The 20288-nt window shown below is 39.5% G+C and carries 21 protein-coding genes and 1 riboswitch; of the genes, 20 read left to right on the plus strand and 1 reads right to left on the minus strand.

Translation table 11 applies throughout. The annotated features are described in order from the left end of the window. The first annotated feature begins 25 nt into the window (after window positions 1-25). The 17 genes from FAZ25_RS06130 (at window position 26) to FAZ25_RS06210 (ending at window position 14941) form a co-directional block, all read left to right on the plus strand. Complete coding sequence (locus FAZ25_RS06130; RefSeq protein ID WP_004905297.1) at window positions 26-970, plus strand: glycosyltransferase family 2 protein; 945 nt, start codon at window positions 26-28, stop codon at window positions 968-970. A gap of 18 nt (window positions 971-988) precedes the next feature. Next, entirely contained in the window at window positions 989-1420 is a 432-nt protein-coding gene (tagD, locus tag FAZ25_RS06135; RefSeq protein ID WP_004901020.1) for a glycerol-3-phosphate cytidylyltransferase, read from the plus strand. 72 nt (window positions 1421-1492) lie between these two features. After that, window positions 1493-2449, plus strand: coding sequence for a glycosyltransferase family 2 protein (locus FAZ25_RS06140; protein WP_012305307.1), 957 nt, complete (start codon window positions 1493-1495; stop codon window positions 2447-2449). Window positions 2450-2466: 17 nt separating this feature from the next. Then, window positions 2467-2561, plus strand: a riboswitch (purine riboswitch). A gap of 56 nt (window positions 2562-2617) precedes the next feature. Beyond that, entirely contained in the window at window positions 2618-4066 is a 1449-nt protein-coding gene (locus FAZ25_RS06145) for an NCS2 family permease (RefSeq protein WP_004905288.1), read from the plus strand. A gap of 81 nt (window positions 4067-4147) precedes the next feature. Continuing rightward, complete coding sequence (locus FAZ25_RS06150; protein ID WP_004901017.1) at window positions 4148-4372, plus strand: cold-shock protein; 225 nt, start codon at window positions 4148-4150, stop codon at window positions 4370-4372. A 2-nt stretch (window positions 4373-4374) separates the two neighbouring features. Next, window positions 4375-4926 (plus strand): NUDIX hydrolase, encoded by a 552-nt coding sequence (locus tag FAZ25_RS06155; RefSeq protein ID WP_004901016.1) that lies wholly within the window; start codon window positions 4375-4377, stop codon window positions 4924-4926. Window position 4927: 1 nt separating this feature from the next. Continuing rightward, the gene (locus FAZ25_RS06160) at window positions 4928-5224 is read left to right on the plus strand and encodes a hypothetical protein (protein WP_004901015.1); all 297 of its coding nucleotides are present in this window, start codon (window positions 4928-4930) and stop codon (window positions 5222-5224) included. A gap of 45 nt (window positions 5225-5269) precedes the next feature. Next, window positions 5270-5944, plus strand: coding sequence for a 5'-methylthioadenosine/adenosylhomocysteine nucleosidase (locus FAZ25_RS06165; RefSeq protein ID WP_100666012.1), 675 nt, complete (start codon window positions 5270-5272; stop codon window positions 5942-5944). 81 nt (window positions 5945-6025) lie between these two features. Continuing rightward, complete coding sequence (ytpR, locus tag FAZ25_RS06170) at window positions 6026-6682, plus strand: YtpR family tRNA-binding protein (RefSeq protein ID WP_100666010.1); 657 nt, start codon at window positions 6026-6028, stop codon at window positions 6680-6682. A 1-nt stretch (window position 6683) separates the two neighbouring features. Further along, window positions 6684-6824 carry a hypothetical protein gene (locus FAZ25_RS06175; protein ID WP_004901010.1) on the plus strand — a complete coding sequence of 47 codons (141 nt, stop codon included), beginning with the start codon at window positions 6684-6686 and terminating at the stop codon, window positions 6822-6824. Then, window positions 6824-8158, plus strand: coding sequence for a UDP-N-acetylmuramate--L-alanine ligase (gene murC, locus FAZ25_RS06180; RefSeq protein ID WP_192269248.1), 1335 nt, complete (start codon window positions 6824-6826; stop codon window positions 8156-8158). The genes FAZ25_RS06175 and murC overlap by 1 nt, the downstream gene beginning before the upstream one ends. 164 nt (window positions 8159-8322) lie before the next feature. Further along, entirely contained in the window at window positions 8323-9036 is a 714-nt protein-coding gene (locus FAZ25_RS06185; RefSeq protein ID WP_100666006.1) for a Bax inhibitor-1/YccA family protein, read from the plus strand. A 78-nt stretch (window positions 9037-9114) separates the two neighbouring features. Next, window positions 9115-11796 (plus strand): DNA polymerase I, encoded by a 2682-nt coding sequence (gene polA / locus FAZ25_RS06190; RefSeq protein WP_192269251.1) that lies wholly within the window; start codon window positions 9115-9117, stop codon window positions 11794-11796. Between the two features lie 116 nt (window positions 11797-11912). Next, window positions 11913-12248, plus strand: a complete 336-nt coding sequence (locus tag FAZ25_RS06195; protein ID WP_192269254.1) for a MerR family transcriptional regulator — start codon at window positions 11913-11915, stop codon at window positions 12246-12248. Between the two features lie 45 nt (window positions 12249-12293). Then, window positions 12294-13640: a type I glutamate--ammonia ligase gene (gene glnA / locus FAZ25_RS06200; RefSeq protein ID WP_100666002.1), complete on the plus strand. Its 1347-nt coding sequence runs from the start codon at window positions 12294-12296 to the stop codon at window positions 13638-13640. Window positions 13641-13759: 119 nt separating this feature from the next. Then, window positions 13760-14740, plus strand: coding sequence for a YitT family protein (locus tag FAZ25_RS06205; protein ID WP_004900991.1), 981 nt, complete (start codon window positions 13760-13762; stop codon window positions 14738-14740). A 15-nt stretch (window positions 14741-14755) separates the two neighbouring features. Continuing rightward, window positions 14756-14941, plus strand: a complete 186-nt coding sequence (locus FAZ25_RS06210; protein WP_100666000.1) for a 2-hydroxymuconate tautomerase — start codon at window positions 14756-14758, stop codon at window positions 14939-14941. A gap of 44 nt (window positions 14942-14985) precedes the next feature. Here the strand turns inward: FAZ25_RS06210 and FAZ25_RS06215 are convergent, their stop codons facing one another. Beyond that, entirely contained in the window at window positions 14986-15948 is a 963-nt protein-coding gene (locus FAZ25_RS06215) for a LacI family DNA-binding transcriptional regulator (RefSeq protein WP_192269257.1), read from the minus strand. Window positions 15949-16133: 185 nt separating this feature from the next. Here FAZ25_RS06215 and FAZ25_RS06220 point away from each other — a divergent pair, with 185 nt between their 5' ends. The 3 genes from FAZ25_RS06220 to FAZ25_RS06230 are packed head-to-tail and all read left to right on the plus strand — an operon-like array spanning window position 16134 to window position 20281. After that, window positions 16134-18092, plus strand: a complete 1959-nt coding sequence (locus FAZ25_RS06220; RefSeq protein ID WP_192269259.1) for a sucrose-specific PTS transporter subunit IIBC — start codon at window positions 16134-16136, stop codon at window positions 18090-18092. Between the two features lie 15 nt (window positions 18093-18107). Next, window positions 18108-19376, plus strand: coding sequence for a glycoside hydrolase family 32 protein (locus FAZ25_RS06225; RefSeq protein WP_100665993.1), 1269 nt, complete (start codon window positions 18108-18110; stop codon window positions 19374-19376). A gap of 38 nt (window positions 19377-19414) precedes the next feature. Further along, complete coding sequence (locus FAZ25_RS06230; RefSeq protein WP_004907855.1) at window positions 19415-20281, plus strand: ROK family protein; 867 nt, start codon at window positions 19415-19417, stop codon at window positions 20279-20281. Window positions 20282-20288 lie beyond the last annotated feature (7 nt).

Raw genomic sequence — 20288 nt, forward strand, 5'->3', positions numbered from 1 at the left:
GGATAAATTAGCAGGTTTGTATACAATGCAAGAAGTAAAAAATAGTCAACCAATATTTTCAATAGTGGTGCCTGTTCATAACGAAGAAGAGACGATTCAAATATTTTATGATGCAGTCCAGTCTTTGAAACAATCGTTACCAGTGACACTACACTATCACTTTGTTGATGATGGCTCAACAGATCAGACACTGGCCATATTACGAACGTTATCAAATCAAGATAGCAACGTTCATTTTTTGAGTTTCTCAAGAAATTTTGGTAAAGAAGCTGCATTGTATGCAGGATTACAACAAGCAGATGGTGATTTTGTTGCAGTGATGGATGTTGATTTACAAGATCCACCAGAATTGTTACCAGATATGTTGTCACCTGTGATGGCTGGTGAGTACGATGCTGTCGGGACTAGACGAGCTGATCGCAAAGGGGAAGCACGGTTGCGGTCGTGGTTTTCAGAACAGTTCTATGTTTGGATGAATAAGATTAGCCAAACGCAACTCGTGGACGGTGCGCGTGACTATCGTGTGATGACACGGCAAATGGTTGATGCCGTTTTGGACTTGAGCGAAAATCAAAGGTTTAGCAAGGGCATTTTTAGTTGGGTTGGTTTTAAAACAAAGTATCTACCGTTTGAAAATCGTGAACGTGTTGAAGGTGAAACATCGTGGTCATTTTGGGCATTGACGAAGTATGCCATTGAGGGTATTGTATCATTTTCAACAGTGCCGCTGACTTTCATCACAGTAGTGGGCTTTACATCATTTTGTTTATCTATTTTAAGTGCTATTTTTATTGTTTGTCGTGCGCTAATTGATAATCATAGTGTTGCAGGTTGGCCATCAATGGTCACAATTATTTTATTTATTGGTGGCATTCAATTATTGAGTTTAGGTGTTATTGGTCGATATATTGCGGCTATCTTCCTAGAGACAAAACGTCGCCCGATTTACGTTAAAAAAGAAGAAAAATAGAGACAAGAAGGATTAATTGTGAGACGAGTTATTACATATGGTACTTTTGATATGCTACATTACGGTCATATCAACCTATTAAAACGTGCTAAAGAATTGGGCGATTATTTAATCGTCGCTTTGTCAACAGATGAATTTAACTGGCATGAAAAGCAAAAGAAAACATATTTTTCATATGAAAAGCGTAAACAGCTGCTAGAGGCAATTCGGTATGTTGATTTAGTAATTCCTGAAACGTCATGGGACCAAAAAATTACTGATGTGTCGCTTTATCAAGTTGATACTTTTGTCATGGGTGATGATTGGCAGGGCAAATTTGACTTTATTCAAGAGCAGACTGATGCCAATGTTGTTTATTTGCCAAGAACGCCAGAAATTTCAACAACCCAAATTAAGCAGGATTTGAACACCAAAGATTTGGCGACAAATTATGATTCCAAGGCCAAGTAATTAAAAGACGCATACCGTCTTTTTTTATTGGTAGATGATGGTAAAAAATCATTTCAATTCAAAGGACTTGATATGAACCCAGAGGAAACGAATATGCAGAAAAAAGTGACAGCAGTTATTGTGACGTACAATCGTCTCACACTGCTTAAGTCATCCCTTGCCAAAGTTTTGTCACAAACAACAACTGCATTAAAACATGTGATTGTTATCAATGGTGCGAGTACAGACGGCACACACGAGTATTTGGATACTTTAAATGATGACCGCTTGTTGGTTGTCCATCTTGAGAAAAATTTAGGCGGTGCCGGCGGATTTAATCAAGGAATACGTCAATTTTATGAACAAACGCGTGATAACTTTGTTTGGGTTATGGATGATGATTCGATGCCGCGCAGTGATGCCCTAGCTAAGCTACTCTTAATGTTTGATAGCGTACCCAGAGCTGGTTGGGGTGCTAGCAAGGTAGAATGGCTAGACGGCAATTGGTCAAAAATGAATGTGCCAGGGGCGTTAAATACCAGTAACAATATACTGCAAGTGAGTCAGGATAATTTAATTGCAATTAAGCATGCTACTTTTGTTTCAACAATTTTTCGGCGTGAATTAATCGAAAAAATTGGTTTACCACAAAAAGAATATTTTATTTGGGGAGACGATATTGAGTTCACAGAACGTGCTACGCGGGTTATGCCAGGCTATTTCGTTAGAGACTCCGTAGTTGTGCATGAAAGCAAAAGCAATGCGAAGCCTGGTGATATTGTTGGGGAAACAACAGAAGAACGTTTACCACGTTATTTGTATGAATATCGTAATCGGATTTTGACTGCCAGACGCCGGCAGTCAAACATCAAACTCTTCAAAACATTAGCCCATAGTTCACTTGATTTTCTAAAAACATTGTTTTTACCAAGGATTACTTATCGGCAAAAAAAACTCAGTACCATTATTAAGGGCACATACCAGGGCCTATGGTTTCATCCAAGCATCGAATATGTGACGTATTCGAATGATCAACTGCTTAACAAATAATAACATGAGTGTTAGAATAATATTTAGTGAAAATAATTGATATAGTATCGGATAATGGCCGATTGTTTCTAGCCAACACCTATGTTGGACTATCAAAAATATGAATTTGGTTCGCCCATCATGATTTTTGGTGGGCGAACTTTTGTGTCAATGGGAGAATTAAGCATCATGTCTAAATTTTTTAAATTAACTGAAAATAAAACCACTTTGCGTCGGGAGATTGTTGCGGGAATAACAACCTTTGTCTCCATGGCTTACATTTTTTTCTTGAATCCACAAATATTGGGTCAAGCTGGTATACCAGCACAGGCTGTTTTTTTGGCCGCCATTTTGGTTGCTGTTTTTGGTACATTGTTTATGGGTATTTTTGCTAATGTGCCATTTGCCCTAGCACCAGGTATTGGTATGCAGGCCTATTTTACTTACACCATTGTTTTTGGTTTTGGCTTCAGTTGGCAACAGGCCTTGGCCGTTGTTTTCTTGGTCGGCGTTGTTGATATTATTATTACATTAACTCATGGTCGACGTGCCATTGTAAAAGGCATTCCAACTGAATTAAAAGCGGCCATCGGCGGCGGTATTGGTCTGTTTGTGACTTATATTGGTCTGAAAAATGCTGGTTTTATTAATTATTTAGTTGATGCAGCAAATATCAAAACACTAAATGACAAGCCTTTTACCGGTAAAGCCTCCGGTGCCATCCACACACTGTTAGCTAATGGTGGTGTGACACCAGAATTGACAAAATTTAATCAACCAGCTGTGTTACTGGCTTTAATTGGCTTTATCTTATTGCTTGTTTTAGTTATTCGTCGTATTCCTGGCGCTTTTTTAATAACACTAGTTGTCACAACAGTTATTGGAATTCCAATGGGTGTAACAAATACACATATTGCGCCAGGTACATCTATTGGCTCTGCTTTTAGCTCACTCGGGACAGTGTTTGGTCAAGCACTGGGTTCGAAAGGCATTGGTTCGCTATTCTCAGATTGGCATCATGCATCGCTAGCTATCGTGACAATTTTTGCCATGGGATTAACTGGATTATTTGATGCCATTGGTACTTTGATAGGAATTGGTAACCAGACAGGTATCTTTTCTAAGTCTGATACAAAAGCATTTGAAGAAGACAAAGGTTTTAATTCGAAAATGGATCGTGCGTTAGTCGTTGATACATTTACGACAGCCTTTGCTGGTATTGCTGGGACGTCTAATACAACAACATTTATCGAATCTGCAGCAGGCGTTGCTGCAGGGGCACGTACAGGTCTAGCAAATGTGGTCACAGCAGCAGGGTTTGCGCTCATGATTATTTTCGCACCATTTGTCGGTGTTGTGCCATCAGCAGCGACAGCACCACTGTTGATTTTGGTTGGCATAATGATGATGGGGGAATTTAAGAAAATTTCCTGGGAAAATCTTGAAGTGGCTGTACCAGCATTTTTCACCTCCGTTTTCATGGCTTTTTCTTATTCAATTTCTTATGGTATTGCTGCCGGCTTTTTGTTCTTTATTATCGTTAAGCTTGCCTTAGGTAAGTTTAAGGACATTTCACCTGTCTTATTGATTGTTTCTGCATTTTTCTTAATTAATTTTATTGTCCTTGCGTTCATGTAATCAGATTAATGTGAACATCCTTGTCTGCTATTTATCAAAAGAAAACCGCCTAAATGGTGGTTTTTTTGATACAATAATATTATGAAAACAGGAATAGTAAAAATTTGGCAAAAAGAACGTGGTTATGGCTATATTACGCCCGATGCCGGTGGTGAAGATGTGTTTGTGCACTTTAATGGCATTGATATGCCTGGTTTTAAGGCACTTAAGCAGGGAGAAAAGGTTAGCTATGTTTTAGTACAAGGCTATAAGGCACCTCAAGCAGCACAGGTCCAACCAATAATGAAGAAAGCTTCAGAAGTGTAATCATGGCAGAACGCGAAACGTTAGTTCAGCAAAACACTGTTTATCAGGGACCCATTTTTAGTGTGTCTCAGCAAAAAGTGCAATTAACCAATGGTAAGTATGCACAGCGCGATGTTGTGCGCCACGTGCCGGCGATTGCTGTATTAGCCTTATCAGATGATAATCATATCATTTTAGAAAAACAGTATCGTGCCACAATTGGTGATTTTATTTTCGAAATACCGGCAGGCAAGTTAGATGAACGTGATTTTGATCAACCTGAACATGCTGTACGACGTGAGTTAAATGAAGAATTACGTATGTCAGCAGGCATCATTGAGCACATCACGGGTTTTTACGAGACCGTCGGTTTTTCTGACGCCTACATGCATTTGTATTTGGCGCGCCAGTTACAACCAGTTGCGCCATCTGACCAATTGGCACGTGATTTTGGTGAATCATTAGATATTATTGAACTATCTTTTGATGACATGCAATTATTATTTGAACAGGGCAAAATAAACGATCAGAAAACTTTGACAGCTTTCTTGTATTGGTCGTATATACGAGGTTAGTATGTCTGAAGAACTATCACGTAGAGCAGCAAAAAAAGCGCAAAAGCAACGAGAAAAAGAACGAATTCGTGTTGAAAAAGCTTATGCAAAAGCACATCCAACACCAATAACTGTTGTCTCACCAGAGACACGAGAAGAAATGCGTCTAACACGTAAAGGCCGTTACGAACTGGGTTCTGATGGTAAGCTAACGCCTAATGGTAAATCAAAAAGACTCACACATCGCTACAATGTCACAATTATTATTTTGTTGCTGTTAATTATCGCAACGTATGCGTACTTTTTTTTCGTACATTAAGCTTGAAATATTTGATAGACCAAAAAATGAAAGGTATCACACACTATGAAAATCGGCATTATCACGCCAATGGCGGAAGAAAAAATATCACTTCTTGCTGCTTTGTCAGACACAAAAACGAAACAACATGGTGGTACTGAAATTACCACTGGACGGTACAAAAATCATGAAGTAATTTTAACTGAATCTGGAATCGGTAAAGTAGCAGCAGCATCAGCAACAACAGTTATGATTGATAATTTCAAGCCTGACCTAGTTGTTAATACAGGGTCTGCGGGTGCATTAGACCCAGCTCTGAAAATAGGAGATGAAGTTGTTGGAACGCGTATTGCCTACTCTGATGTCGATGTCACTGTCTTCGGCTATGATTTCGGACAATTACCCAACAAACCATTGTATTATGAAGCAGATATTAATACGGTTGCTGATTTTGAGCAACTAACTACTGTTAAAAAGGGCCTAATTGTATCAGGAGACCAGTTTGTTCAAGACGAGGCTAAGCAACGGATTTTGTCTCATTTCCCAGATGCACTTGTTGCAGAAATGGAGGCCGCTGCGGTAGCACAGGTTGCTTACCAATTTAACACGCCATTTATTGTGCTACGTGGCGTATCTGATTTAGCTAATGGTGACTCAGGTGTTGTATTTGATGATTATGTGATAGAAGCAGGTAAAGCCTCAGCTAAGTTATTATTGGCATATCTTGATAATAAAGCGTAACACAGGCCGCTATGCGGCCTTTTATCATTATTGTACAATAAACAAATAATAATAAAATATTGATAGATTAAGGATTTAAAAATGATAGCAAGCTATAATTATGACGCAATGGGTGATGTATTAGTGATTGTCTTGGCACCTAATGCTGAAAAACAATCAGTAATGACAGTTGAACAAGTGACACGTATTCAAAATGATGAGACGAATGAGGCAACAGGATTTAATATTCGTGGCCTCGGAAAAAAGTTGGGACTAGTTAACATTTCTGGTGGCGTAGCGCTGAATGACAAGCAAGTGGCATTAATCAATCAAGTGATTAGCATGGCTGGTTTTCCAGAAATGTTGGCAGCGACACCCAGTAAATTAGTCATTGGTCGTGTTTTGATGATGGCGGAGCACCCTGATTCAGATCATTTACACGTGACAACCACAGCTGTGGCTGAAGATAAAACGCTACAAATTGTTTCAGGGTCACCCAATATGCAAGAGGGTATTAAAGTTGTTGTTGCGCAACCTGGCACGATGATGCCGTCGGGTGCGATTATTTGGGACGGAGCGCTTCGCGGTGTGCCATCAAGTGGCATGATTGTATCCGGTCGTGAATTACAAATACCAGGTGCACCAGATAAGCCAGGTGCCTTGGTCTTACCTGAAGATTTTGGTCATATTGGCGAACCGTTTGATTTGACAAAGGCTCAGACGCTTTATAGTGATAGCTTAGTGGATATTGATTATTAATATGGCAAAAGATAGAATACAAAATGCACCACGTGTGTATCGTACATTAAATGATGAAAATACAGCATATAAGCGATTAATATTTGAATTGCGTAAAGGTGAACTACAATACTTTACTTTTGTGCCAAATGAGGAGAAATAATGACAAAAACATATTATTTTATTGGCATTAAAGGGACCGGCATGGGGCCATTAGCACAGATTTTACATGACCAAGGAAATACGGTTTTGGGATCTGATATTGATAGCTATACGTACACGCAAGCACCTCTTGAGGCTGCAGGAATTAAGATTTTACCCTTTTCGGCGGATAACGTCGACCGCTACGCTGATGCTATCTTCGTACGAGGCAATGCTTTTAATGACGATCATGTTGAAGTTCAACGTGCCTTAACTTTGGGTGTTAAAATGATGAGTTACCCAGATGCTGTACAAGAACAAATTGCACAAACGACTTCTATTGCAGTAGCCGGTGCGCATGGCAAAACGTCAACGACGGGGCTATTAGCACACGTTGTTAAAAATATTGCACCCACCTCTTACCTTATTGGAGATGGTACGGGACGTGGTGTACCAAACTCTCAATTTTTTGTTGTTGAAGCGGATGAGTATCGACGACATTTCAAGGATTATGCGCCTGACTATGCAATCTTAACAAATATCGATTTCGACCATCCAGATTATTATGAAGATATCAATGACGTCACACGTGCATTCTCTGATTTTGCAAACCATGTAAAAAAGGCTATTTTTGCATGGGGAGATGACCCCCATTTGCGTTTATTGCAACCAAAAGCAGACGTCTATTATTATGGCACTAACTCCGAGCAAGATGATTTTGTGGCAACCAATATTAGAAAATCAACGCAAGGATCGCATTTTGACGTTGTTTTTAGAGGACAATCTCTCGGCGAGTTTTCAGTACCACTATTTGGGCAACATAGTATTTTGAATGCGTTGTCTGTCATTGCGGTTGCCTATATGGAAAAAATGGACTTAAGTTTAATCAAATCATTTTTGATGACATATCAAGGTGTAAAAAGGCGATTTAGCGAAAAGCAAATTGCTGATATTACTGTAATTGACGACTATGCACATCACCCAACCGAAATTGATGCGACTTTGGATGCTGCTCGCCAAAAGTATCCTAATAAGCAAATCATCGCAATTTTTCAGCCACATACTTATTCACGTGTAATTGCTTATAAGGATGAATTTGCTAAAAGTTTGGAAGCAGCCGACAAAGTATATCTAGCAAATATTTTTGGATCGGCACGAGAAAAACAAGGGGCAGTGACTTCCGCAGAAATCGGTGCTGAAATTAGCAAATTCGGTGGCATTATTGAGGAAGACAACATGAGCCTGTTAATGCCATATGAAAACGCTGTAATGGTATTCATGGGCGCTGGTGATATTGAAAAATATGAATTTGCTTATGAAAAATTATTAGGGCAGTTACGTACAGACTTACAATAATCAAAGTGAGCACTTAGTATGAACCGATTCGCGATATACTAAGTGCTTTAATGTATCTTTAATATATATTTTGGTATAATGGAGATAACCAGAAATGGCAACTGGAGTAAATCCATTACTCGAAGAAACAACTGGGGAACAAAATGTAATGTGAGGAGACTCGAATGGATAATTTTAATACACGTCGTGATGTGACGGGGATGGACGCTGGTATGCGGGCATTCTTTAAACAAACATATAGTTTTATGGGACTTGCTGTGTTAGTAACTGCGGTGACCGGATTCATTGTACAAAAGTTCTTTTTGGCACAAGTTTACGCTTTGATTGCTGGTAATTTAATTGGCACATTGGCATTATTGGGTATTCAATTGTTGATTATCACAATGATTGGACGCGCAACTTTTAAGAACCCAGCAAGAGCATTTGGTTTACTAATGGCTTTCGCTGTCGTTGAAGGTTTAACCGTCGGCTTATTATTGGCTATTTATACCGGTGCTTCAATCATGATGGCCTTTGTTTCTGCGGCCGCAGTCTTTGGCGGTATGGCACTCTACGGTGTCTTTACTAAGCGCGACTTAAGCGGTATGGGCGGGGCACTGTTTGGCATGCTGATTGGTTTGTTTGTTGCCATGTTGATTAATATGTTTTTCCCAAATGGTATCGTGTCGTTGTTGATTTCGTTTGTCAGTGTTATTGTATTTTCACTTTATACGGCATATGATAATCAGTCGCTCAAAGTGATGTACAGTCAGTTTGCTGGTCAAGCAGATACAACCGGTTTAGCAATTAATGGTGCGTTACGTTTGTACCTTGACTTTATTAACTTGTTCTTTGCACTTGTTCGCATCTTTGGTGTTGCTGGTGGATCAAGAGATTAAGTTACCACAATTTATCAAGTAAAAGCAGCCTGTAGGCTGTTTTTTTGTTACACTAGAAAGTAGGTAAAGGAATATAAAATGACAAAAAAACTACTTTTAATTGATGGGAATTCATTAGCTTTTCGGGCATTTTATGCAATGTATAATCAGCTGGATCGCATGATTTCACATAAGGGTTTACACACAAATGCGCTTGTGGCCTTTAATAATTTTCTAGATCAAATTGTTGATCCCATGCAACCGGATTTGGCTGTTGTTGCATGGGATGCGGGATCAGGTAAGACAACTTTTCGTGGTGAACTGTTTTCTGAGTATAAAGATGGCCGCTCTAAAGCGCCTTCAGAATTCACTGAACAATTTCCATATCTTCGTGAAATGGTTGCATTACATGGTCTACGAAACTATGAACAACCGGGGTTGGAAGCTGATGATATCATTGGTACTTTTTCTCGTATGGGTGAACAGGCTGGTTACAACGTCATTATTGTTACGGGAGACCAAGATTTGACGCAATTGGCAACTGACAATATTACTGTTAATGTCACGAAAAAGGGTGTCACAGAAATTGAAGCTTTTACCCCAGACTATATTATGGAAAAATTTGAACTGACGCCAAGCCAGATTATTGAGAAAAAGGCGTTAACTGGTGATACATCAGATAATTACCCAGGTGTCACTAAAATTGGTGAAAAAACAGCTCTAAAACTGTTGAAGATCTATCACGATATTGATAACATTTATAGTCATATCGATGATATGAAGCCTTCAAAAATGAAAGAAAACTTAATTAGTGATCAAGCATCAGCCTTTCGTGCCCGACAACTGGCAACAATTCTGACTGATGCGACGCTGGATTTGCCATTAGAAGAGTTAGAGTACCGTGGTATCGATTATGATAAGCTTGTACCATTCTATGAAAATATTGATTTTAAAAAGCAGCTGGCTAAAATTAAAGCCAGTCAAAAGTCAGGACAATTAGTGAGCCATAATCAATCGACAGAGCGGCTCTTATCAGTTGTTACCTTAAATGAAAATAATTTACGGGCAATCGCCATGATGGTTGATAAGGTGGCGGTTCATATTGAGATGAGTGGTTCAAATTATCATACAGCTGATATGATTGGTTTTGTGATTGGGAATCCCGTCACTGGTTATTATGCTAGTCGAGATATGTCGTTGTTACAGAAACCAGAATTACGTGCTGTCATCGAAAATGGGGACATTAAGAAGAATGTCTTCAATGTCAAAGCACAGTTAATTCTGTTTAAGCGGTTAGGGCTCACCTTAAAAGGCGCGCAATTTGACTTTTTATTAGTCGCTTATCTTCTTGATACAACAGATAATGATAATGAGATGTCTACATTAGCACAGCGATTTGACGTTTATTTGACTGAAGACGAAGAAATTTATGGTAAAGGTGCTAAATATGCTGTTCCTGATGATGAGAGACTTGTCCTCATGCATTTAGCACATAAAGCTGATGCCTTGATACAGCTAGAAATGCCTGCTTTATCAGCACTGCAGAGTCATCAACAAACTCATTTATATACAGAAATTGAGTTGCCTTTAGCTCATGTTCTGGCTGAGATGGAGTACCAAGGCTTTAAGATCGACCGAAAACGTTTACAAGCAATTGGAGAAGATCTAGAAGCACGTATTCATACGATAGAAGAAGCAATCTATCTTGAAGCTGGGGAGAAATTCAATTTAAATTCACCAAAGCAGTTAGGCGTACTACTCTTTGAAAAAATGGGCTTACCGATTATTAAAAAAACTAAAACAGGCTATTCTACAGCTGTTGATGTGTTGGAAAAACTGGCATCACAAGCACCAATTGTCGAGCATATTTTGCAGTACCGTCAATTAGCTAAGATAAAGTCTACTTATGTTGAAGGGTTATTAGCGGTTGTTCACACAGAAGATAGTAAAATTCATACGCGTTTTTTACAAACATTGACGCAAACAGGGCGACTATCTTCTGTTGATCCTAATTTACAAAATATCCCTATGCGCACGGAAGAGGGCCGTCAAATAAGACGTGCGTTTGTCCCTAGTCAACCTAACTGGCAGATTTTTGGTGCTGATTATTCACAGATTGAGTTACGCGTATTAGCACATATTACCGGAGACCAGAATATGCAGCGTGCCTTTTTGAATGGCGAAGATATCCATGCTGAAACGGCACGTGCGGTTTTTGGCTTAGATAATAATGCGCCAGTTGATCCTTTGATGCGACGAACTGCTAAAGCTGTTAATTTTGGTATTGTGTATGGTATTTCCGACTATGGTCTGTCAAACAACTTAGGTATCTCTCGTGCTGAAGCCAAAAGATTTATTGAGACGTATTTCAAGGAATTCCCACAAATCCATGAATGGATGACAAAAATTAAAGCACAGGCACACGAACAGGGTTATGTTGAAACCATTGCTAAGCGCAGACGCTATTTACCTGAAATTAAATCAAAAAACTTTAACTTACGGAGTTTTGCGGAGCGTACTGCGATGAACTCGCCTATTCAAGGTTCAGCTGCTGATATCATTAAAATTGCTATGATAAAGGTTGCTGATGCTCTGAAAGACAATCAATTACAAGCAAATATGCTACTACAGGTTCACGATGAACTTATTTTTGAAGCACCAGAAGATGAGATTGAAACGCTACGAGACATTGTGACACGAGTAATGGATTCAGCGGTTGCTTTGGATGTGCCGATGCAAGTTGATAGCCATTATGGTAATACTTGGTATGATGCCAAATAAACGTACTGTATGTACGTTTTTTATTTACTATTTTTCTTATGTTAGAAAACCTGACACGTATGTACAAAATAATGCATTTTGCATTAAAATAAAAGTATGTTAACGGAGGTTGTCAAATGAGCGAACGTGAACTGAGAAGAAACTTAGCGATTTTACCCATAGGCACAGTACGTGAATTAACATTGTTGACAGATCGCCAAATTCGTTACTATGAACAAAATGAGTTAATAGCACCGAATCGAGGTAAAGGTGGACAACGACGTTATTCACTTAATGATGTTGATCGTTTACTTGAAATTAAAGATTTTTTGGATGCGGGTGATTCAATAAAAGATATTCAGGAAATTTTCGCAAAACAACGCCGTAAAGCAATCGAAAAGCAGGATTCAGAGTCAGTATTACGTCGATCATTGCAAAAAGAATTTGCACAGATTGGACGATTTGGTCGTTAGCTTCTATAGCATTTGTTGTCGTATGGTAGATAGGAAAGGGAAATCATGGCACGAAAGTCGTTTACAAAAGAAGAAATTAAAGCAATCATTGCAGATGAGAACGTGGAATTTATCCGTGTAACATTTACAGATGTTCTTGGTGCAATTAAGAATGTTGAAGTGCCAATCTCTCAATTGGATAAAGTTTTGGATAATAACCTAATGTTTGATGGGTCATCAATCGAAGGGTTTGTTCGTATTAATGAATCAGACATGTATTTGTATCCTGATTTATCAACATTTATGATTTTCCCATGGGCGACTGACAGCCATGGTGGTAAAGTTGCGCGGTTAATTGCTGATATTTATACATCTGACCGTGAACCATTTGCTGGTGATCCAAGACATGCTTTACGTAAAGTTTTGGCTGATGCCAAAGCTGAAGGCTTTTCTGCATTCAATGTTGGGACCGAGCCTGAATTTTTCTTATTTAAATTAGATGCCAATGGTAATCCAACAACCGAGTTGAACGATAAAGGTGGTTATTTTGATCTAGCACCGTTAGATATGGGCGAAAATGTCCGACGTGAAATTGTGTTGACATTAGAAAAGATGGGATTTGAGATTGAAGCAGCGCATCACGAGGTTGCCGAAGGGCAACACGAAGTTGATTTCAAATATGCATCAGCACTTGAGGCAGCAGATAATATTCAAACGTTCAAGCTTGTTGTTAAAACAATTGCGCGCAAAAATGGTTATTTTGCCACATTTATGCCGAAGCCAGTTGCTGGGATTAATGGTTCTGGTATGCACACGAATATGTCGCTTTTCCGAGGCGACGACAATGCTTTTGAAGATACGGCAGATGAGATGGGACTATCTAAAACAGCCTATAATTTCTTAGGTGGTTTGTTAGCACACGCCACAGCGTTTACAGCTTTAGCGAATCCAACTGTTAATTCATACAAACGCTTAACACCTGGGTTTGAAGCGCCAGTATATGTTGCCTGGTCTGCTTCAAATCGTTCACCAATGGTACGTGTACCAGCATCACGTGGTAAGTCAACACGTTTAGAATTGCGCTCGGTTGATCCTACTGCAAACCCTTATACTACATTGGCAGCAATCTTAGCAGCTGGTTTAGATGGTATTAAGCACGAGCTTGAGCCACTAGCTTCGGTTGATAAGAACATTTACTTAATGGATGAAAACGAGCGTGCACGTGCTGGTATCACTGATTTGCCAGATACATTGCTCGCAGCTGTGAGAGAATTGTCTCAAGATGACACCATCATTGCTGCAATTGGTAGTCACATTGCTGATAAATTTATCGAAGCCAAGAAAATCGAGTATACGTCTTACCGTCAATATGTTTCGAAATGGGAAACAGACGCTTATCTTGAGAACTACTAATCACTATGCATTCAATTTTATCTTTTAAAACATCTGAGTTACTGAAAAGCCACGACAAGTCGTTGCTTTTTTGTTATGATGAAAGAGGTGTTTTATTAGTCTGAGGAGCGTGTAATGATATGAAAAAAATCACAATCAATTGGCGTAAAGCCATGTTAATTACTGTCATTTTTTTGGCCAGTGCAGTAATTCAAGTGTTGGCGTTGAATGCATTTTTAATCCCCAATCAAGTGTTTTCAAGCGGATTTAATGGTATTGCACAGTTGCTATCCATTTTCTTTGCACAAGTTTTTCATGTCAATATTCAAACCGGAATGTTCATTATGATTTTTAATATTCCAATCGGTGTTGTTGGTTGGAAAATGATTGGCGGACAATTTACCATATTGAGTTTTTTAAATTCTATTGTGGTTTCGGTATTACAGATTTTTGCGCCAACGCAAGCACTTACGAGTGAGCCATTATTAGCTTCTCTATTTGGTGGCCTCTTGTTGGGTGTTGCCATAGGCTTAGCGATGCGATATGGCTTCTCTACCGGTGGTATGGATATTGTGGCAATGGTCGTTCAAAAGCGTACGGGTAAGTCGATTGGCGTCTTGATGAATGGCATTAATTTCGTGGTAGTTATTGTTGCGGGGACTTTTATTGGTTGGCAAAACGCACTGTTCACGTTAATTGGTATATACGCTACAGGTCGCGCAGTTGATGCCATTTATACCGGTTACCAGAAGATAACCGCTATGATTGTGACGTCTAAAGGTGATGATGTTGTCACAGCTTTGCATAAAGACTTAATTCGTGGTATTACGATTTTACCATCGAAGGGAGCTTACACAAAACGTGACTCAACAACGCTAATGATGGTTTTATCGCGTTATGAAATTGTTGAGATGCAAGAAATTGTTCATCGTACTGACCCAAAAGCTTTTATTAATTTGATGAGCACAGTCAGCGTATCTGGCGAATTTTTTGATGCAGACCGTCAATTACAAATGAAAAAAGCTGTTGCTGTACCAAAATTAGAAACGGTCAACGCACAGCTTGAAGCTGAGCAACAGCTTGAATCACAGTTAGATAAAATTGAAGAACAAAAAAAATAAGAAAAGAGTAACACAATGCCAATTGTACAAGTTGAATTATTAGAAGGTCGTACCCATGAGCAGTTAGCAAAAATGGTAGAGGATATTACTGATGTGATTGTTGAAGATGCTGGTGCAGCACGTGAAGCAGTTCATGTCATTTTACGTGAAATGCCAAAAGATCACTACTCAGTCGGTGGTGTTCTAAAAAGTGATCAATAAAAATAACAGATCAAAAAAACCTTTGCATTAAGCAGAGGTTTTTTTTATTCTGTTGATTCACGTACAACCAAATGACCGTTCATGATAACACGTTGAACATCGACTGGCTTGTCATCACGTACTTTTAGAAATAGCCGGTATAATTGTTTCCCAGTCTCATAAAAATTAAATTCAAAACTTGTGAGATTGGGAGACACAGTCTCACTAAAAAATGATTGTCCAAAACCAATAAATTTAGGATGTTGCTTTAAAGCGAAAGCGGACTGCATTGCACCAACGACAATACGGTCAGTTGCACCAATAACAAGATCAAAATCATCAGTTTGCATGGCTTGGTAGGAATCAGCCTTTGCAGTATCGAGTTTGAAATCTGTAATAATTTCCTGATGTGGTGTATCAGCTAACGCTGCCTTAATGCCAACAAAGCGGTCATGTCCAACTGCCTGATCTATTTTTGTATCAATATTGAGCAGCAGTACATTTTTGGGGGCTAGGGTTTGAATGTACTGACCGACAGCTTTTCCTGCTGCTAAATCATCCATAATGACACGGTGAAAATTGGGCTCATCTTGACCTTGAATGACAATTGGTAAGGGTGAAGCTTTTAAGACATCACGAATTTCGTCTGTTAAGTTAGCAGTCAATAGAATAATACCACCTACATTTTGAGAATGGAGCTTTTCAATAGCCGCAAGTTCCCGCTTAGCATCCTGATAAGCATTGACAATTAAGAAGGTGTCATCCTTGTTGAGATCATCAAGTCCGCGTAACATATCTGATTGGGCAATTGAATCTAGTCTAGGGACTATGACACCAATTGTATGATTTTTTTGCTGCTTTAGGCTTTGTGCGAATGTGTTAGGGGTGTAATTGTATTGCGCCACAATGCGATCAATTTTTAGTCTGGTATGCTCACTAACAGAACCACCATTCAAATAACGAGAGACGGTACTTTTGGCGACATTGGCTATGGTTGCAATGTCATTAATTGTAACTTTCTTATTCATACTGTTAATCATATCAGAAAAATAGCATTTTTATTGTCACATATTTGTAACAAAACAAGCGCTTGCAAAATAATATGTAAGCGATTACAATAATAGTGTAATAAAGAACCGGTTCCGTAGTCACACAATATTAGCATAGGCCAGTAACTGAGTTTACGCTGATGAGCAGAGTAGAGGAAATTGTTATGAATTATAAAGAAGTCGCCAAGCGCGTTGCTGATGCAGTCGACAAGGAAAATATTATTGCTGCGGCGCATTGTGCCACTCGTTTGAGATTGGTTGTCAAAGATGTCAAGAAAATCGACCAAAAAGCTTTAGATAATGATCCTGATTTAAAAGGTACATTTAATGCTAACGGTCAGTATCAAATTATCGTTGGACCTGGTGATGTCAATGGTGTTTACGATGAGTTTGTTAAATTAACTGGTGTTCAGCAAGCTTCAACTGATGATTTAAAGCAAATTGCTGCATCGTCAGGTAAGCAAAATCCATTAATGGCTTTGATTAAAGTGTTATCAGATATCTTTGTACCATTGATTCCAGCCTTGGTAGCCGGTGGTTTGCTGATGGCATTGAACAATATTTTAACTGGTGCTGGCATGTTTGGTCCAAAATCGCTTGTTGAAATGTTTCCACAGATTACAGGATTAGCCCAAATGGTTAACCTCATGGCATCTGCACCATTTGCCTTCTTACCTATTTTGATTGGTATCACGGCTACACGGCGTTTTGGCGGTAGTGAAATTCTTGGTGCTGCAGCGGGTATGATGTTGGTGATGCCAAGTTTGATTAATGGTTATAGTGTTGCTGAAGCGGTAGCGAGCGGTAAGATGCCAACATGGGATTTGTTTGGTCTGCATGTTGCACAAGCTGGCTATCAAGGCCAAGTGTTGCCAATCATCGGTGTAGCCTTTATCTTAGCTAATCTGGAAAAGTTTTTCCATAAGCATTTAAAGGGTGCAATTGACTTTACGTTCACACCAATGCTATCTATTTTAATTACAGGGTTCGTAACATTTATTGTGGTTGGACCTATCTTGCGTATTGTATCTAATGGGATTACGGATGGTTTGACATGGCTTGTCACAACATTTGGCTTTATCGGCTATGCCATTTTTGGCTCATTTTACTCAGCGATTGTTATTACTGGTTTACATCAAAGTTTCCCAGCTATCGAAACGCAATTACTGGCTAACATTTCTAAAACGGGTGGCGACTTCATTTTCCCAATTGCTGCTTCAGCTAACGTTGCGCAAGGCGCCGCTACATTTGCGATTTATTTCTTGGCTAAAGGGAACACAAAGTTGCGTGCCTTATCATCTTCAGCTGGTGCATCAGCTATGTTGGGTATTACAGAACCTGCGCTGTTCGGTGTCAATTTAAAATATAAGTTCCCATTCTTTATTGCCCTTGGGGCATCAGGTGTGGCTAGCTTAGTGATGGGATTGTTCCATGTTATGTCATCATCATTAGGACCTGCTGGTTTGATTGGCTTTATCGCAATACCTGCTAACAAATGGATTGGCTTCTTTATCGCCATTGCCATTAGCCTCGCGCTATCATTTGTTGTGACATTAATGTACGGTCGTTCACACATGCCAAGTGATAGTGTGAGCACAGATGTCGATAATACAGTTGTAGCAGACCAAGTATCTGGTTTTAAAGTTGATGCGCCTGTTGCTGGTCAGTTGGTTGATATCAAGACAGTTAGTGATGCCGTGTTCTCAAGTGGTATGATGGGTGAGGGTGTAGCGATTGAACCATCAGGGCACGAAATTATAGCACCTGCTGATGGGGAAATTACAGTTGCATATGCTACTAAACATGCTTATGGCTTAAAAACTGCTGATGGCGTTGAAGTATTGATCCATATCGGTATTGATACTGTTAATTTGGCAGGAAAAGGCTTTGAAAGTCAAGTTGTTCAAGGACAGCAAGTTAAAAAGGGTGATGTTTTAGGAACTTTTGATAAGCAAGTCATTAGTGACGCTGGTTATCCGGTCACAACTATGGTGATTGTGACAAATACTAAGACATTTAAAACAGTTGTATTAAACCAACCATTTGGTGCTAATGTAGCGCCTAATGATGTGATTATCACAGCTGTTCCGGAAACTGCTGCACAGACTGCCGTTACGGCATAATTTTGAGGAGTATAGATGTTAGTTACAAACGATGAAGTTGCCTTTGAAGCGTATCACTTATATCCCACGACTGGGCTGTTAAATGATCCAAATGGCCTAGTATTTTTCAAAGGAAAATATCATGTGTTTTATCAGTGGAATCCAAAGGCATGTAATCATAAGTACAAGGAGTGGGGTCATTTTATATCAGATGATCTAAAATCTTGGCAACGTGTTGAGACTGCCTTAAAACCATCACTTGATAATCTTGACAGTGCAGGTATATATTCGGGGGCAGCGTTTGTGCACGATGATCGTCTATATGTTTTTTATACTGGTAATGTAAGAGATAGCGCAGGCCATAGTATTAAATCGTCACAGATGTGGGCGGTGAGTGATGATGGACTAAACTTTGAAAAGCTTGGTGAATTATTTCCTCACCCTCAGGGTTTTACAAAAGATGTTCGTGATCCAATGGTGTGGCAAGGTAAGAATGGGCATTATTTCCTTATCTTAGGTGCGCAACATGACAATCAAGTGGGGGATATTATTGCTTACGAGTCCACTGATTTCAAAAATTGGCTTTTCCGTGGTTCAATTTTAGGTGACCAATTGCAAGATGTGCGAGGCTATATGCTAGAATGTCCAGGATATATTGAGGTTGATGGTAAGCAAGTACTCATGTTTTCGCCGCAAGGGCTGGAACCAGATACGAAAAATCATCGGTATGAAAATATTCATAATACAGGTTATGTTGTGGGCCATTTTGATGAAGCAACTGTCAAGTTCCATGTTGACACCGACTTTAAAGAAGTGGATCAAGGATTTGAGTTTTACGCACCGCAAACAATGGTTGCACCAGATGGACGTCGTATCATGTGGGGTTGGGCTGGTATGATGACGCCTGACAGAGAGGCGGCAGTGCCGACTATTGCAGATAAATCATGGGTTCATGTTCTAAGCGTACCACGTGAACTACATGTCAATAGTCAAAATGAGTTGGTTCAAAGACCAATTGCAGAAGTGCTTTCACCAACGTTATTAACAGATTTTGATCAACTAAAAGTTGGTCAATACCGCATTGTATCAGCAGAGGATTGGACAATAAAGTTAAGCCAAAATGCTGAGTTAAAGCGTGTTGGTAACACCGTGGTCTTTTCAAGACGACAATGGGAGACAGAAGGCATTGAAACCAGACAAATAACAGGAAATGTGAGTCAATTGCTATTAATACTTGATATTGACGTGTTGGAAGTCTACACTGAAGACGGACTTGCCGCAATGACAAGTAGATGGTTTAAATAGCGTTTACGGAAAAAATAATAATTAATAGAGGGTAAATCATGGGATTATTAGGTGCAATTGAAGCAGGTGGCACAAAGTTTGTGGTCGCCGTAGCAGATGAAAATTATAATATCGTTGAACGGACAGCATTCCCAACATTAGACGGGGAGAAAACATTAGATCAAGTTATTGCGTTTTTTGACCAATTTGACAATATTGATGCTATTGGTATCGCTGCTTTTGGACCAATTGACATTGTGAAGGGATCAAAGACATACGGTTATGTTTTGGCTACGCCAAAACATGGTTGGTCAGGTTATAATTTCTTGGGTCGGATGAAGGCTTGGCGTGATATTCCTTACTTCTGGACAACAGATGTGAATGGTGCTGGTTGGGCTGAGTTTGAGACTGGTGCTGCCAAAGATGCTCAAAATATGGTTTACTTGACAGTAGGTACGGGCGTTGGGGCTGGTATTGTGTCAGGTGGCAAATTGGTGAGTGGTTATGGGCACCCAGAAGCTGGACATATTTTCTTGCAAAAGCATCCTGAAGATCACTATGAAGGTCATTGCCCATTCCACGGGGATAATTGTTTGGAAGGCTTGGCAGCTGGTCCAGCCATTGAAGCGCGTTGGCATAAGAGTGCTAAAGAAATTCCTGACGGAGATAAGGCATGGGAAATTGAAGCCTTTTATCTAGCACAAGCAGCGCTAGACTATACCATGATTTTGCGACCAGAAAAGATTGTTTTTGGTGGTGGTGTGCCACATCGCGAAACCTTATTCCCATTGATTCGTGCGAGTTTTGCTGAACAAATGAGTGATTACTTAGATGTACCTGATTTAGAAGACTATATTGTGCCAGTAGCTAACGGCGATAACGCTGGTATTCTTGGTTGCTTCTATTTGGCTAAAACATTGTTGTAAAAAAATA

It is taken from the genome of Leuconostoc sp. LN180020 (genome assembly GCF_014844115.1).
Taxonomy (GTDB): Bacteria; Bacillota; Bacilli; order Lactobacillales; family Lactobacillaceae; genus Leuconostoc; species Leuconostoc citreum.